A 16,987-nucleotide genomic window follows, 5' to 3' on the forward strand; every position below is an offset into this window, starting at 1 on the left:
AGAACGACATGATCCTGGACTTCTTTGCCGCCGGTGCCCTGGTCGCGGTCGCCGGAACGAGGGAAGCGATAGACAAGCTCAACACCAACCACCGCATCCGCCGCGGCTTCGTGGGCGGCGAAGGTGTGCCCACGTTCAAGGGCCGCAGCAGCGGTGGCGGTCCGCCCGTGGCGGGGCCGTCCGCGAGCGGCGCGGGCCTGGTGCGGCAGACCGCCGCCACCAGGCAGCAGACCGCCACCGCGGCGGGGGACCCGGCGCAGCGTCAGCTGAACCGCACACAGGCCCAGGCCGCCCAGCGCCAGACGGACACCGGCACCGCGGTACAGCGTGCCGGCGCACCGCTGCCCGGCGGTCTGCCGGGAGACGATGCGAAGACCTCGCTGAGCGCCGCCACCAAGGGCGCTCCCGCGCCCGGCAGCCTCTCGGCCGCGACGGAAGGCGCCGCGCTGACCGGTCCTGGTGGCAAGGCCGGAGCCGTCTCGCCGGATGCCGCGGGCCGGGTCAGTGCCCTCGCTGGCGACGGTGCGGCGCGTCTGCAGGCGGGGGGCGTCCCGCTCTCCGGCGCGATCGGCGCCCCTGGTGCCGTCGGCAGGTCGGGCGGCTCCTCGGCCAGGTCGGCCGCGGGGCGGACACCCGACTTCAGTGGCGCCGCGGGGCGTGTCAACTCCCTTGCTGCGGACGGCAAGAGTGGCCTGACCAGACCGACCGGTTCGCTGGGGATCGGTCGCGATGCCATCAAGGACGGCCTGCCCCGGATGCGGCTGTCCGACGAGGCCTTCAAGGACATCGGCAACCTCGCCGAGGACGGCAGGACCAGGCTCTCGGGTGCCGACCTCAGCAGGGCGGGCCTCGTTGGCGGGGGAGGCGGCGGAGGAGGAGGCGGTGGCGGTGCCGGTGCCGGCTCCCTGTCGATCCCCGGAGGGGGCGGCGGCTTCGGCAGCGGCGGAGGAGGCGGTGGAGGCGGCATCGGTGGCGGCGGCGGTCCGTCCGCCACGCCGGCGAACAGCGTCCTCTCCTCCGACCTCGGCACCGCCGGGGCACGCGCGGCAGGCGCCGCCGGCGCTCCCGGCGCCGGTGGTGCCGTCGCGGGTGCGACCGGTGCGCCCATGGGCGGGATGCCGATGGGCGGCGCCGCACCCGGAGGCGCCGCGCCGGGCCAGGGCCAGGAGAAGAAGGAGAGCAACACCTGGCTCACCGAGGACGAGGACGTCTGGGGGACCGACGACTGCAACCCGGGGCAACTCGGCCGTGACTGAGCGGCACACCACACCAGCGCAAGAGCGGAAGGAAGGAGCTGGGGGACGATGACCACACCCCTGCCGCCGTCACCCATCACCATGGCGTTCCTGGCCTCGGCGATCGACGAGATCATGAGCCTGGACCCCAACCCCTACTTCGAGGCGTCGCAGGTGCTGTACGAGGTACCCGCCGCGCTGCAGGACCTCGCCGAGGACATCATGCAGAAGGCCAAGCAGCTCACGTCCGAGCAGGGCGGGGCACAGGGCTGGACCGGGGAGGGCGCGGACGCCTTCATGAAGGTCGTCACGGAGCTCGTGGACTTCTTCGGGCTGCTCGCCGAGACGGTGAAGGGCAAGGCCGAGCCCACGAACGACGCGGGCGAGGACATCCTCGAGCTGCAGCGGACCTTCATGTCGATCCTGGAGGCCAACTCGGCCGGAGGCGCCGGAGGCGGTCCCACGGACCGTACGCCGGAGGCGTTTCCCTCGGGACCGCCTGCGCCGGAGGCATTCCCCTCCAAGCCGCCCGAGCCGGAGCCCGTGATGACCCCCGAGATGTACATCGCCTGAGCCCCGGCACAGCACCCCGGGGACCGGCTGAACCGGGACCGACCACGGCGCGTGCAGCCGCATGAACCGTGACTTCGGACCGTGGCCGGCCCCACCGGCGGCCGGTCCCGCAGCCACGACGGGACCGGCCGTTTCGCTTTGCGGAGGTTGACGATGAAGCCGTCGAACGAGGCACTTCTCCAGGAGATCATGGAGGACTTCCGGAAGACCCGGGACACGTTCCTGGAGGTCCAGCGGAACCTGACGTCGCTGCAGGCATCCGCGCAGTCCCCGGACCGTACGCTCACCGCCACCGTGGACGCGCACGGGCAGCTGGCGTCGATCGTCTTCCGGGGCACCGCCTACCGCGACATGCCGGGAGCCCGGCTCGCCGACCTGATCGTGTCGACCGTACGCCGCGCCCAGGCCGACCTGCAGCGCCAGGCGAACTCCACGGCATCGGCCCTGCTCTCCAACGGCTCCGCCACCTTCGACGGGGACTCCCTGTGGGACCTGCTGCCGGGCTCCGACGACCCGGCCAACCAGGACTTCTTCAAGAGGCTGCGCGGCGGGACGTTCGATGAGGATCCGGAGCCGTTCACCGCGGAACCGGAGTCCTTCGCCGGGGAGAAGCCGAAGCCGTCGCCGAAGCCGTCGGTGTCGCGCGAGCCCGAGCGGGCGGTGGCGAAGGCGCCGAAGAAGTCCGTGCTCGGCGAGTACGACGACTGACTCCCGATACCCGACAGAACCCGACGACAGGACGAGCAGGAGCAGAGGCCATGCCCGAGGAAGTCGTCTACGAGGAGCCCGGACTCCGCATGGAGGCGGAGCCGGGGCCTCGCGCGGAACTCCGCCTCGACCCGGCCACCGACACGGAGCGGCTCCTCGAAGGGGGCCTGCGTGCGGATCTCGGCGATCAGGCCCGGATCGCGCCCGAGATCCAATGGGAGCCGCAGACACGGCAGATGACGGCGCGCGAGGAGCCCCTGGTCACACGGGCCGAGGCGCTGGAGCCGCAGGTACGCCAGGTCGCCGCGGAGCCGCACGTACGCCAGGTTGCCGCGGAGCCGCAGGCCCGCCAGGTCGCCGCGGAGCCCATGACCCGCCGCTTGGAGGGCCGGGCCGAGCCTATGACCGAGCGGGCCGTGGCACAGGAACCGTCGAGCGGTTTCGTGTCCCGGACGGCGGAGGAGCCGCAGGTCAGGGCGCGTCGGGCGGAGGACGGTGAGACACGCCGCGCCACCAGGCTCGACGAGGACGACGACGAACGGCGGGAGCGCCGGCGGGCCGCGGGCGAACCTCAGCAGCGGTCGGTGGCGGCCGCCCAGCCGCGCAGACAGTCCCGGGGCCCCAACGGTGAAGTCACCCTCACCACCAAGGACGACGAGCTCATCGTCATCGTGCCCTCGCAGATGCGCCGCGCGGTCCCTCGTTTCGAGGAAGTGGCCCAGCGCATGGCACGCCTCGGAAGTGACGTCCAGTTCGTCACCGACGAGCCGATCGAGGGCGATCCGTCGAACGAGACGTACAAGGCGATCACGGAGGCGCTCAAGGACGCGCCCAAGGTCATCAAGGGCTTCGGCGACATCGCCGAAGGCATCGGCAACATCGGCCAGGCCGTCGAGGGAATGGCGTCCGTCGGCGAGAAGGCGGAGCAGCACGCCCAGGAGACCATGGACGACCTGGACAAGAGCCTGCCCACCTTCGGGGACGTCGGCCCGATCGGCAGCACCTCGGGCGGCCGCGGCAAGCGCTGACCTGCCCCACCACCCGCCCTACCGCACCGCGGCCGGTCCATGTCCCTGCGGCCGCGCCCCATCCACCGACTTCGCTCTTTTCCGCCCGATCGCACGGAGGCCCCGTCATGCAGGGTGACATCGACCCGCCCAAGGAACTCGCCGAGGTTCTGGCGTTCATCGCCGGCGAGGACTGGCCGTATGTGAGCGAGATGGACCTGCTGCGCCGGGGCCGGGCGATGGAAGAGGCGAAGAAGCAACTCGAGGCCATGGCCCCCGAGTTCATGGACCAGGTCAAGTACATCTGCGACATCACCAAGGGCGAGGGCGCCCGGGCCTTCGAGGAGATGACGCAGAAGTTCGCCGGCGGCGACGGTTCGGAGAAGAACCCCGGCGCCTTCCCCGGCATGATCCAGTCCTGTGACGTACTGGCCAAGAACCTGATCAACGCCTCGAACAACGTCGAGACGGCGAAGATCACCATCATCGGCATGGCCGCCCTCGTCCTTGCCGAACTCATCGCCGCGGCGATCTCCATGGTGATCACCTTCGGCGCCGCCACGGCGGCCGCGGCCCCGCTCATCAAGGGCACGATGATGGTGGTCAAGCAGCTCGTCATCCAGCTCATCAAGTCGATCCTGAGCGGTGCCCTGCTCATGGGCGGCATGAACTTCCTGGCCCAGGCCATCCAGGTCGCCCGCGGCCATCGCGACGGCTTCAACCTGGAGGAGATCGGAAAGACCGCCCTGATCGGCGCGGGCGCCGGGGCCATCGGCTTCGGTATCGGCAAGGGCCTGGGCAAGCTGTTCGGCCCGAAGTTCGGCGCCAGCTTCGCCGGCGGCGTGCTCACCAACACCCTCTCGGAGGGACTGACCGAGCACGCTCTCGCCAAGATCATGCCGTACTTCGACAAGGACGCGAAGGAGGACGACCCGGGCTGGAAGCCGTTCGCGGGCGGCCTTTCCGAGAGCCTCGCGGAAGGTCTGCACGGCAAGGCGAAGAACAGCACCCTCATCACCGGCAACAAGTTCAACGTCCCGCTGCCGGCGATGAACTTCGACGTTCCGAACTTCGACGCCAACTTCTATCTGGCCAAGGGCGACGGCATGGGCAACGCCGTCCCGAGCCCCGGCTTCAGCCTCAGCGGCAAGACCGGACTGATCGACCCCAACACCGGTACGTTCATCGAGCCGCCCGCCGAGGCGCCGTCCGGCATCCCGGACACAAAGGCGCCCACATCCACGCCCGACTCCTCGTCGACCGAGACCGCGCCGCCGCCGTACACGCCGTCGGCCGACGACTCCAACTCGGACGCCGCGCCGCCGCCCTCGTACGGCGAGGAAATCATGAACCCTCCGTCGTACGACTCCACGACCTCGGCCCCGCCGCGGAACGACGACTCGACGAACTCCGAGAACTCCTCCGAACCGCTCTCGTTCGATCCGACGAACTCCGGAAACGAGACGCCGGTCAACTCGAACGGGCCGAGCAATCTCGTCGTCGATTCCGCTCCGGACTCCACGCCCACGACCCCCACCCAGGAGTCGCGGCCCACCACCCTGCCGCCCACGGACACCAGACCGTTCAACGAGCAGGGCAGCTCCGGCACGCCGAACGTCGACATCAACGTGCCCGTCGACACGGGCGTACCGTCCCAGAGGCCGCAGAGCCCGAGCCTCGACAGCATTTTCAGCCCGGACACCACTCCCAACACGGTGACTGCTCCCCACGCGGAGACGGCACCGACGGTGGACACGGCGCCGGACGTGAAGACGACGCCGAGTGTCGAGACCATCCCGAACAGCGACACCTCGCTGATCACGGACACCAGCGCCGAGACCGGCATCAACACCGACGTCGACGCCAGTATCAACACCGACATCAACACAGGGACCGACACGGTCCCGAACCAGCCGCAGGGCGAGACCCGGAACCTGGTCCAGATCACCGTCCCGAACAGCGACGTCTCGATCGACCAGAGCACCCCGAGGGTCCCGGACACGACCACCACTCCGCCCACGACCAGCACCCCGGACAGCAACTCCCCGTCCGTGCCCAACGGCGGCTCGTCCCCCGACCTCTCGCCCAGCGGCCCGAGCCCCACCCCGTCCAACAGCGATACGTCCCTGCCCGGCGACAAGAGCAAGGAGAACCTGGGCTCCGGCAAAGAGGGGACCTCCCTTTCCAACGTCACGCCGCCGCAGAACCTCGACGCCGCAAGCGCGACGAACACCCCCGCCTCACCCGCGACGCCTCCCGGCCCGGCCCAGACGACCCCGCAGCCACAGGGCGGCGCCGTCCCCGTCGGAGGTGGTGTCCCGATGGGCGGCGCCGCACCGGCAGGCCCGGCATCCGGGATCTCCGGACCAGCCAACACGCCTGCCCCGCCGCGGCCCAGCGGCGTACCCGTCCCGCCGCCGCTGCCGCCGCAGAAGACGACCACGCCGCCGTTCAAGCAGGACCAGTCCGGTGGCGTGATCCCGGTCGCGGTGCCGGTCACAAGCACCCCCGCACCCAAGAGGCCCAAGAAGCAGACGGCGGCACCCGCCAAGCCGACCCCCAAAGCAGACCCCAAGGCCCAGCCCAAGGCTCAGCCCAAGACCCCGGTCATGGTCACCCCGTCGCCCGACGCCGTCAGCATCGACAAGATCAAGGCGCGCAAGGACGATGCCAAGCCGGCGAAGTTCAAGACCGAGCGCTTCGACCCGAAGGCGGACCCGTCGTCCAAGAAGGCGGGCTACCTCGACGGCTGGGCCACACGGATCCGGACGGACATCCGCCGCATCGAGGTGGAGCCGGGCGTCTGGGTGCGCCACCTCACGGTGAACCTGCCGGTCACGGCGGGCAACGGCTTCGACGCGAACAACGTGCCCGCCCTGCAGGAGCACATCCAGAACCTCTTCGACACCCACGTCAACACAGGCTTCAAGCTGCCCTCGTCGGGCGACCAGCTCCACGTCGACGTCAAGCTGACGCCTGCCGCCAAGAAGACCGGCGAGACGGTCACCGTCACCAACTCGCCCAAGCCCGGCCGGTCCAACCAGCTCAACTTCCACCTGCACGGCCCGGACGCCACACCCGCCCAGAAGATCCGTGACGACGCGACGCTCATCCACGAAGTGCTGCACTACACGGGCCTGAGCGACTATTACAAGGACCACGAATCGCTGTTCCGCAAGGACCCGGCCAAGACCTTCGACACGGGCGTGATGGCGAATGTGGATGTCCTGCCCGAGGGCACCATCCCGCTCGACTACCTGACGCAGATCGAGAACACCATCGACTCGGGCCCGGTCGTCTACGACCTCAAGTACGACACGTCCGCCCCCACCGCCCCCACGGCCCCCACGGCCCCCGGGCGGCGTGACAGCGACGTCGATCTGATCCCGGACAGCCCCTTCAGCGAGTCCTCGCAGAGCCCGGGCAGTCCACCCGCGCCGTCCTTCGACCCGGCCAGGTTCGAGACGGACAAGGCGGAGCTCCTGGACCGGGTGAACAAGATCGACTCGCTCAGGAACTCGCCCGAGTTCCAGCAGCACCTCAACGACTTCCTGACCAACCTCGCCGACAACGGCACGTCCCTCCAGGGAGGGACCAGGCCTGACGCAGACACCGGCCTCGACAAGGCGGCTCTCGACGGCATCATCAAGGAGCTGGTGAAGAACGACGGGCTGAAGGTCCCGTACAACTTCGTCACCGAGAACCAGGGCCGCCCGGACTTCGAGGCGCTCAAGAGCGACAAGGCCAAGCATGCGGTCGAGAACGGTCGACTCTGGTCCAAGCTGAACATCCGGCGCTCCCAGATCGCCACGCTCGACTCCGGCGGCGTGTTCCTGGAGTCCTCCGTCGGGGGCAAGATCTTCAACGGCCTCAACTTCGGGCTGCCGTGGGGCTCGTCCCCCGCCATCGATGCACTGTGGGGCGATCTCTCGGAGACGTACGTCGGCGGACTCACCGGCACGGTCCAGGCGGACGTCCTCGACGGCATGCACCCGGACAGCGTGCTCACGAAGATCGAGTGGGAGCGCCTGAAGGGCCTCATCTCGGACGGCCAGGTCAGCAACCTCGACATCAACGTCTTCAAGTTCGAGGACAACCGATTCACACCCGCCGGCACGTACGAGGTCTCCACCCAGGAGCAGTTCGAAGCGGTTCCGCAGGTGCCGAACGACCCGGCGTGGAAGGACAAGCAGTCCGCCATCAACCGCAATGAGGCGCTGCTCTACGAGCTCGAGGAGAAGTTCGGCAAGTACGCGGAGGAGGGAAAGATCGCGGTCAGCCTGACTCCGTCGCCGAACGCGACCGAGTCCTCTCCGTCCAACCCGTCTCCGTCCAACCTGTCTCCGTCCAAACCCTCGTCGTCCAAGGTCTCACCGTCCACGAACACGCCTGAGGACACGCAGACACCCCCGGCCGCCGCGACCAAGCGACCGGCGGACTTCGGCACCGAGCTCGCCGACAGGCTCGGCAACCTGCCCACCGGCGCGCCCTCGTCCTCCGGCACCCCGGACCAGAGCGGCAACCTCGACTCCCCGGGCAGCGACGACCGGCCGACGAAGAAGCAGAAGCTGGACGATGCTTCCACGTCGACCGAACCGGCGGCGGACGACGACGGCTCCCCCTTCGATGCGAGTAATGCCCCGGCAATGGATGCGGACGGCACCCCGCTGCTCGACCCCTCCGTTCAGGAGGCCCTCGACGCCCGTAACGTCTTCATGGACCCGGAGGCGGCCTTCGACCTGAGCACCGGCTTCATGCCGACGACCGGGAACCCGGCCGTCGGCCCGGCCCCCGCGTCGAACTCCGGCCTGGTCCCGGTGACCCCCGTGACGGGACCGCTGGTTGCCACGCCGAACGGCGGCCCGGTCGCGTTCCGTCAGGACACGGACATCCTCTTCCGCTGGGAGACGGACCGAGGCCCGTACTGGAGCTTCGACTCGCTGTGGACCGAGGGGCTGGTGCCCAAGGACCCGGGGCACCTCCCGAGCCTCCAGGAGTACAAGTTCGAGAACAATCCTTCCGCGTTCGTCTCCACCACCCGTGACCCCAACATGCAGTCGCCCGGCTGGGGCACGGACTACCGCATCCTGATCGACGCGCCCGGCGGTATCGACGTCTTTGCGACCGACCCCGACTCCCCGCTGGCCGAGACCGAGAAGGAAGTCGCCTTCCCCGGCGGCGTACGGCCGGAGTTCATCATCGGCGTCGAGTGGGTGAAGGGCGTCACGCTCAACCAGGAGACGGGGAAGTACGAGACGGAGGTCGAGTTCTTCCCGAACCCGAACTTCGCACCGAAGCACCGCCCGGACGTGATGTTCTCCGACGTCCTGCCCGACTCCCAGGTGGATCAGGCGCTCTCGGACCTCTACCAGCAGAACCCGAACGTCTACGCCCAGATCCAGAGCCGGTCGCAGGACATCGCGGAGCAGTTCCTCGGGCCCAACATGAGCGCCTCCGACCTGGACCGGGTCATGTTCGCCAATCTCGCGCACGGCCCCCAGGTGGGACCGCTGGTGGCGCAGGACGTTGCGGAGCGCCTCTCGCACCGGCCGGCCCCGTCGCCGGTGCAGCAGCCGATGAGTGAGCAGCCGCCCGGCACCGAAATCTCGCCGGACACCGACACCGAGAGTGACACCAGTGTCGACACAGACACCGTGAGAGAGGTGCAGGAGCAGTCGGACGCCGAGTCGGACGACGTGCCGCCCACGACGGGTGTCGACGTCCAGGGAATCACCCAGAACATGGGACGGTTCAATCTGGACTCCGACTCCGAGGCCGCGACCGATGCGGAAACGGACACGGACGACGAGGAGTCCCCCTTCGCGTCGAGCAACGCGCCTGCGGAGAAGGGAGGGTCGGACTCACAGGCCACTCCGACGCAGAACGTTCCCTCTCAGCAGACGAGCACTCCGTCCCGGAACAACCCCCCACAGGGCCAGGACAACTCCAACCTCAACCTGGACCCCACGCAGACGTCGAACACTCCGGCGGCGAATCCCGCCCTTCCGGTCCAGACCGTCACACCGCCCAGCCCGCCCACCGTCCCCGTCGGCAGCCCGACGAACACGAAGAAGAAGCAGAAGAAGCAGCCCCAGACGGAATCGCAGACGTCCAAGAACCCGAGCGACTCCTCGTCCACGAGCAGCCCAGGCAAGAGCAACACCCCGGAGGGGGGACCCCGGGTCTTCAGGACGAAGCAGGGCCAGTGGAAGCTCCTGAAGCCCAAGGACAGGACCGACGGTGCAGAGTCCTGGTCCACCTGGAAGGACCTCTCGCCCCAGGTTCGGGGCCAGAGGCCGGTGGTCGCCGTCGTGGACGAGCTGACCCAGACCGAGCTGCACCAGCTCGCTGACCATCTGGCCAACGCCAAGCAGAGCGACCTCGCCAGCATGCTCAAAGACCGCGCGAAAGAGCTGGACAAGCTGGCCCGCGACGAGCTCAACGCCGCTCAGGAAACCAAGGACACCAAGGACACCAAGGACGCGGCCACGAGCGACAGCGGGGTTCCGATTCCCTCCTCGTCGACGTCCGGCCACCAGCGCAAGCCGTCCGACCAGATCATCTGGAAGGGCCAGGACATCGCGAAGATGTCGAGCTCGCTCAAGAGCGACGTCGAGGACCTGGTGACCGAGCTGGAAAAGCCCGGCACCACCAAAACGGACCACGCACGGAAGCTGTCCGACAGGGTACGCCGCCGCTCCCAGGACCTGGGCGACGCCCTGAAGGGATACATCACCGACGCGAGCGAGCTCGGCGGCACCTACAACCTGCGCAACCAGAACATGCCGCTCGTCGGCGCGGCCAACAACCTGCTCGAGATGATGGACTGGGGCGGGGACAAGAAGTTCACTCCCGGCCACAAAAAGGCCGTGAGCTCGGACGACCTCAGCAGGCTGATCGAACCGGTCCGCGACTTCCGCACCCACACGGCGTACGCGCAGATCCCCACCGGCACCCAGTGGCTCAACGTCAACCCGGACCTGGAGTCGCTGACACCGGAGCAGAAGATCGACTTCGTCAAGGACCTGTCGGCCAAGAACCTGGACACTCTCCAGCAGGAGGTGGACGGGCTACTCCAGCAGGACAGCCTCGCCGACAAGACACAGGACTTCCTCGACCTCATCTCCAAGGTCGAGCAGCTGCCGTTCCGGCTCAAGCACGCCACGCCCGCGTTCCACGCCATCGCCAACAGCGGCGTCATGAGCTCACAGGGCGATCTGGCCCGCCGGGGCTCGAAGTTCCTGGCGTCCGGCAAAAGCAGCGACGCGAACACCACCAGCCTGGGCAACGACGACTTCGTCTTCTTCCGCGTCGAGGCCAACGACAACCCGATGCAGACGCGCTACGGGCCCACCACGCTCGTCTTCGACATGGAAGTCCTCAGCCGGATGGACGGCTGGGCGTCCCTGCACGACCAGCTGCACCCGCTCGACCGCCCGGCCATGCAGAACCTGAAGATGCCGGGCGTCACGGAGCCGGTGCGTACGTCGGCGTACCCGGAGAACACGAAGGGCGCGGGCACGCGCTTCAGCTGGACCAACTCCTACCCCGACGGCGCACAGCACACGATCACCTTCGACCAGGAGGTGTTCCACGGGACCGACGTACGCAAGGGAATCGCGCTGTCCGTGGCGCGTGAGGTGGCGCGCATCGGCGGGGACTTCCAGGAGTACGCGCTCGGCCTCAGCGAGCCACAGAAGCTGGCCGAGTTGGTGTCCAGCATGTACCGGCCGGAGGCCAAGTTCGGCTCGGGCCTGCCGATCGATCTGACCACCGGCGAGACACCGACCGGCTTCCCCAAGCCGATCGTCGTGCACAACCCGGACGGCGACGGCCGCTATCACTCCGACGGCACCCTCGACCCGACGGCTCTCTCCGCCGCCCACCAGGCGGACGACGCCGCGGACCGGCGCCGCCAGGCGGAGAACGCCCTGGCCGTCCGTGACAAGTTCCTCGCCGAGGCCGGCCAGGCGCTGAAGGACTTCCACGCGGGCAACCAGGCCGCGGGGGACAAGGCGGCCGAGTTCCAGTCCAAGGCGGCCGCGTCCGGCAAGAAGGCGGAGGGCTTCTTCAAGCAGGCGATCAAGGGGGCCGAGGGCGCGGTCAAGACGAGCGAACAGTTCGCCGAGAACGCCCTGGGGCCGCGCAAGGACCTGGCCGAGCGCCTGCTCAACGAGCGCAAGGCCGACCTCGACGCGATGAAGAAGCAGCTGGAGGCCTTGCAGAAGGGCCTCAAGGAGGCGAACACCGTACTGTCGCCCCAGCCCCAGCCCCAGCCCCAGCCCCAGCCCCAGCCCCAGCCCCAGCCCCAGCCCGGCACGGCCCCGTCGTCGTCCAAGAACGACACGGGCAAGGTCGAGAGCAAGCCAGCCGCCACGAGCCAGGAAACCGGCAAGGACAGCGGCAAGACCCCCGGCGCGGGTACGAAGGAATCCGGCCCGGCCAAGATCTTCGCCCCTCCGTCGATCCTCGGCGGACCCCTCACCGCGCCGCCCTCCGTCATCACCACAGCGGCGACGGGGAACGTCACCACGACCCCGCCGTCGGGCCGCACGGCCCGTGACTCGCTGTTCGCCAGCACGATCGGACCCAACCGCAGTCCCGCCGCACCGCCGTCGCTCTCCACCGATCCGGTGATCGTCCGGCCGACCGCCTCGGGCACCTCCGCGCGCGATTCGCTCAGCGTGGCGATGGGCAATCCGGCGCCGCAGTCACCGGCCGTCCAGACCGACCAGACCGACGCAACGGACAACCCCGAGAACGACGAGGATTCGCCCTTCGACACGAGCAACGCGCCCGCCCCGACGGAAGCAACGTCACCGGACACGACCGACGACATCGCACCGGCGCTGCCGCCGCGCCGCCCGCGCCCCGACCTCGCGCTCACGCCGGAGGACGTGGCGCTGGCGAAGGCACAGGCGTCCGTGCTCTTCGAAGGCACCGGCAGTTCCGTGTTCTCGGCGAAGGACGCGGTGACGCTGCACAACATCGCCGACCTGACCGACACCGGCACAGCCACCACCAAGTCCGTCAACGACCTGGTCAAGGAGGCCGGGGTCAAGAACCAGAAGGGGCTCGGCAAGTTCGCCCCCGTGGGCCCGAAGGACCGCCAGGCCCTGTTCGACACCGTGTCGCTGGCCCGTGACATCCACATCGACACCGCACAGGTGTCGATGAGCCAGGTGGTCGAGGTACGTCGCCTGGTCGACGCCCTGCGCGGCGACCCCTTCTTCAAGGACGCCCCGGTCTCCCAGGGCAAGGTGACGGTCGAGGACCTCAAGGCGAAGATCAGCGACCTGCGGGGTCCGACGGGCGCCGACAGACCCGTCACGCAGGACCATCTCAAGAATCTGGTCGACGTGGTGTCGCGGCTGAAGAAGCCCGGCAGCAGTGTGACCCCGGCCGACCTCGCCGCGAACTACTCGGAGGGAGGCCTGTCCGGCCAGGGCCCCCGTCCGTTGGGCGTCACCGGCCCGGACGGTACGAATCTGGACTTCGGCCGGCCGGACGCGCTGCGAGACCAGGTCAAGGACTGGACGCGCAACGGCCAGGACCTGCGTGTACGGATGCTCATCTCGCGCCTGAACTCGCGGGGGCACGCGTGGATGGCCGAGTGGCTGGGCCGGGTGCATGACGCGACCCTGACCGAGGTGAACGCCCACGGGGGCCCTGTCGGCGTGGTGGACGTACCGAAGGAGCTGAGCTTCTCCTGGTCGGGCAAGGAGCCCAAGGCGGACATCATTGACAACCTGCTGACCTGGGCGGATCAGGCGTCGCAGGGTGACTGGACGGTCAACCTGTACTCGGATGCGAACTATGCGACGTGGAGTGCGGAGACCCGCGCGAAACTGGAGACCGCGGGCGTCGTCGTCCACACCGACCCGCGCGAGCTCATCCGTGACGTGGCGGGTGAGCGGATGGCGCAGGTGTACGACATGGCGATGGAGGCGAAGGCGTTCAACATCGTCTCCGATCTGATCCGTTTCTCTGCCGTGGGCCGTCGCGGCGGTTTGTACGCGGATGTGGACATCGCCCCGGGCGGGGTGAACCTGAACGACCTGCCGCCGATGAAGATGCGTCCGGACGACGTGCCGCTGATGGCGCCCCGTATCCGGGATGCGAAGAGTGTCAACCGGGTGCTGGGGCGGCCCGAGGACACGCCCGCGTCGAAGGAGGACATCAGGCAGGCCGCCGAGGCCCGTTACGAGGCGGGTCTGCTGAACGGAAACTTCCTGGTGATGCCGCCCGGTTCGCATTTCGCGCAGCTGTTCAACGAGGTCGTGCCGGACAAGTTCTTCGGCTACAAGGACTACCTGGCCAAGCTGCGTCCCGGCTCGTCGCCGGAGGAGATCGACGCGGAGTTCAAGCAGTCGCTGAAGGTGAACGCGAACGACATCACGGGCCCCGGTGTGCTTCAGGACCGTCAGCTGCCGGTGGGCATGGAGTTCCCGATGCTGTCGAAGTTCGCGATGGACAACGCGGGGCTGCAGATGCCTTTCGGCCCGGACAACAAGATGGTGCCGAACCTGAAGCCCGAGGAGATCAAGGAACTGTTCTCGCCGCAGCTGCTGGAGACCTTCCTGCCGCTGGAGTGGGTCACCCCGGACAGCGGTGTCCACCTCACCGACACCGAGTCCAGCAACAACGGCGGCCCCAGTGACAAGGGTGACAGCGACAGCAGCCACAAGGACATCGACGCTGACGTCGACGACAACAGCCCCTTCGACGTCAGCAACGCTCCGGCGCAGCAGAACACCCAGGAGGAGAACAACGTCCCGACTCCCGCAGGCGAATCCCTCGAAGAGCTCGTCGCCCAGGCCGTCTACGCCCATGGCGCACTGACGGCCGAGCCCGGCCGCATCGGCAGCGGGCCGAACAGCGAAGCACCCAGCGGGCCGACGAGCGAGGCCGTCAGCGAGACCATGAGTCTGTCGTCCTCGGACGAGTCGTCCCAGAGCGACGCCTCCACCGGGCCCAACGCCTCCGACCTCAGCCTCGACTCGGTGCCGCCGCGCGCCAAGTGGCGCCGGCACACCAGTGCACTCGGCTTGCCGGAGATGGACACGGCAGGCCAGTTCGCCCCCGGTACGGCGGACTCCGCCCGTAGTGCCTTCACAGCGAGCAAGACGGTGACGCAGTACACGCTGACGAAGGACGAGGGGCCGGGAGCGATCCCGCCCTTCACCCGGCGTGACGGCACGATCCGCCCGAAGACGGGCGGCTCGTTCCTGGATCTGGGCCTGACCCGCAAGACCGTGCACGACAGCAAGCCGCCGCTGCGCGTCTCCGGCGACAACACGATCGCCTTCAACTCGCTGCCCGGCGAGAACAAGGAGATCTACACCAGCGCCAAGGTGGCCAAGCACGCGAACAACGTCCTCGAGCGGATGGGCAGCAATGTCCGCCTGAAGGAGGTGCCGGCGAACAGGGTGACCTTCCGGGGCAACGGCCGCGAGCGCGAACTCACCATGTACGTGCCCGAGTTCCTGAGCCCGCCGAGGACCGCCATCTGCCGCGACTTCGCGGACTTCGTGCTCGGCGGCGAGCCCTCCGACATGGTGTTCCGCAACGAGCTGGCCTTCTCGCTCGGCCTTCCGGCCCCCGATGAGGCGGTCACCGTCCCCGTCAACGCGTCCGGCGGTATGGAGGTCAGGGGTACGCACGAGCTGGCCACATTCCTCAGTGACGTGGCCGAGAACGCGGCCGCCCCGCTGAACGAGATCACCCCCGCACTCGCCGCCGAGAAGCTGCAGGAGCTGGGCCGGAAGAACGACTTCGGTGCCTCGGTAGGCGAGGGCAAGCGCTTCGGCCGTTCGCAGGGCGTCAGCGCCCCCGCCACCACCCCGCAGTTCCGGATGAACGAGGCGACGGCGCGGGTCGGCACCAACGAGTTCGCGCACCCGGATGTCGGCGAGGCCTATCTCATCCAGGCGATCGGCACCGGCGGCCACCACCAGGAGCGCGACTACGGGACGGACTACACCCGCTCCTTCGAGGGCTACACCGACGGCCGGCGCGGCGGCTATCACTTCGCCGCGGTCGTCGCGGCGAGCCGCGACGGACAGCACACCATCACCCTGGAGAACTTCCGCAGGGACGGTGCGGCCCGCGGGCAGACCTCCGCAGCCGTCGAGCAGATCTACGCCGAGTACAAGGACAGGACCGACGCGGCGCAGGCCGAACTCGACCGGGCCAAGGCGAACGGCCAGGACGTGGCGGGGCACCAGCTGGTCCTCGACAAGATCAAGCAGCTGAGCACCCTGGAGGCGGTCGACGCGTCCTTCTCGTCGAGTCCGCCCGGCCGGAACCCGGTGGACGACACCTTCCACAGGGAGGTGCGGGACCAGATCGGGAAGGTCAAGCAGGAACTGGGCAAGGCACTGACGGCCGTGTCCGGAAGTGACGTCAACCGCCCCCACGAGCTGTGGCACTTCAAGATGCAGGGCGTGGCCAAGGGGGAGAGCTTCCACGAGGTGCGCACCGGCGACAATCCCGAGCGCTCCATCCTGGCCAACCCGCTGACCACCGTGGTGGTCGGAGGCCGCGGCAACCGGATCCGGACGGTGGAGTTCCCGGAGAAGTCCAAGTCCGTCAACGACATCGGTCAGCGCGGCGACGTCCAGTTGCAGCGCTTCGCCGAGCAGGCTGTGCGCCAGATCCTGTGGGACCGCAGGCAGGCCCAGCCGTTGTCCGAGATCAAGATCACCACGTACGGCAACTCCCCGGTCGGCGCGAAGAAGACGAGCCAGGAGCGCGGTGACGCGATCAGCAGCGCGCTGAAGCACCGGATCGGTGAGCTCTTCAAGAAGGAGGCGGAGCTGACCGGACGCCCCGACCGGGTGCCGGGCGTCGACGAGATCAAGATCGTGGTGGATGCGGCCGGCCGCCACCCCGACCCGCCCACCCGGGGCGACACCCTGGAGGCACGTCGGCGCGTGGCCACCATGGAGCTCATGGGCTCGACCGACGTCAAGTCGCGCGATGAGCTGGACCGTGTCCTCGGGACGCTGCCCCAGAAGCAGTACGACGCCCTCCTCGCCGAGGCCCGGGCGCTCAGTGACCTCTACAACCCGTTCCCCGAGGCCACCACCGCCCCGCAGACCCCCCTGGAGGAGCAGGCCGGGATCCGGCACGAGGACGCCGTGCGCAGGGTGGCGTACGAACTGCAAGCGGCCCGGAACGCGGGCGCCACGGACGAGGCGGCACGCCTGGCCGCCGCGGAGCTGGCCTGGCGAATGGGGCGTGCGAGGGGCTCGGGCGGCCCGTTCGGCCGGCCGACACCGGCGGACCTCCCCGGCGGGGAGAGCCCGCAGGGGGCCACGGACGGGAAAGCCGAGGGGACGACGCTCGCAGACATCCTGGAGGCGACGACGAAGCCCGGCGCGGACGGGAGCTGAACCCCGCACGGATCGCCCCCGTGATGCTTGACGAAGGGATCAGAAGGGAGAAAACCGATGCATGCAG

At 69.0% G+C, this 16,987-nt stretch carries 5 protein-coding genes; all 5 read left to right on the top strand.

Going from position 1 to position 16,987, the window contains the following annotated elements; genetic code table 11:
• Nucleotides 1-8: 8 nt before the first annotated feature.
• The 5 genes from ACWCXB_RS19570 (at nucleotide 9) to ACWCXB_RS19590 (ending at nucleotide 16,920) form a co-directional block, all read left to right on the top strand.
• Nucleotides 9-1,256: a hypothetical protein gene (locus tag ACWCXB_RS19570; RefSeq protein WP_450724455.1), complete on the top strand. Its 1,248-nt coding sequence runs from the start codon at nucleotides 9-11 to the stop codon at nucleotides 1,254-1,256.
• A gap of 48 nt (nucleotides 1,257-1,304) precedes the next feature.
• The gene (locus tag ACWCXB_RS19575) at nucleotides 1,305-1,808 is read left to right on the top strand and encodes a WXG100 family type VII secretion target (protein ID WP_450724457.1); all 504 of its coding nucleotides are present in this window, start codon (nucleotides 1,305-1,307) and stop codon (nucleotides 1,806-1,808) included.
• A 153-nt stretch (nucleotides 1,809-1,961) separates the two neighbouring features.
• On the top strand, nucleotides 1,962-2,516 hold the full coding sequence (locus ACWCXB_RS19580; protein WP_450724459.1) for a YbaB/EbfC family nucleoid-associated protein: 555 nt from the start codon (nucleotides 1,962-1,964) through the stop codon (nucleotides 2,514-2,516).
• Between the two features lie 50 nt (nucleotides 2,517-2,566).
• Nucleotides 2,567-3,544: a hypothetical protein gene (locus ACWCXB_RS19585; RefSeq protein WP_450724461.1), complete on the top strand. Its 978-nt coding sequence runs from the start codon at nucleotides 2,567-2,569 to the stop codon at nucleotides 3,542-3,544.
• 107 nt (nucleotides 3,545-3,651) lie between these two features.
• A complete protein-coding gene (locus ACWCXB_RS19590; RefSeq protein WP_450724463.1) occupies nucleotides 3,652-16,920 on the top strand; it encodes a scabin-related ADP-ribosyltransferase in 13,269 nt (4,422 codons plus the stop codon).
• Nucleotides 16,921-16,987: the final 67 nt, after the last annotated feature.

This window comes from Streptomyces sp. NPDC001514, from assembly GCF_053597075.1.

Bases quoted from the DNA above. Each gene is read 5' to 3' on its own strand.
- ACWCXB_RS19580 (WP_450724459.1), top strand. From the start codon at position 1,962: ATGAAGCCGTCGAACGAGGCACTTCTCCAGGAGATCATGGAGGACTTC.
- ACWCXB_RS19575 (WP_450724457.1), top strand. From the start codon at position 1,305: ATGACCACACCCCTGCCGCCGTCACCCATCACCATGGCGTTCCTGGCC.
- ACWCXB_RS19590 (WP_450724463.1), top strand. From the start codon at position 3,652: ATGCAGGGTGACATCGACCCGCCCAAGGAACTCGCCGAGGTTCTGGCG.
- ACWCXB_RS19585 (WP_450724461.1), top strand. From the start codon at position 2,567: ATGCCCGAGGAAGTCGTCTACGAGGAGCCCGGACTCCGCATGGAGGCG.
- ACWCXB_RS19570 (WP_450724455.1), top strand. From the start codon at position 9: ATGATCCTGGACTTCTTTGCCGCCGGTGCCCTGGTCGCGGTCGCCGGA.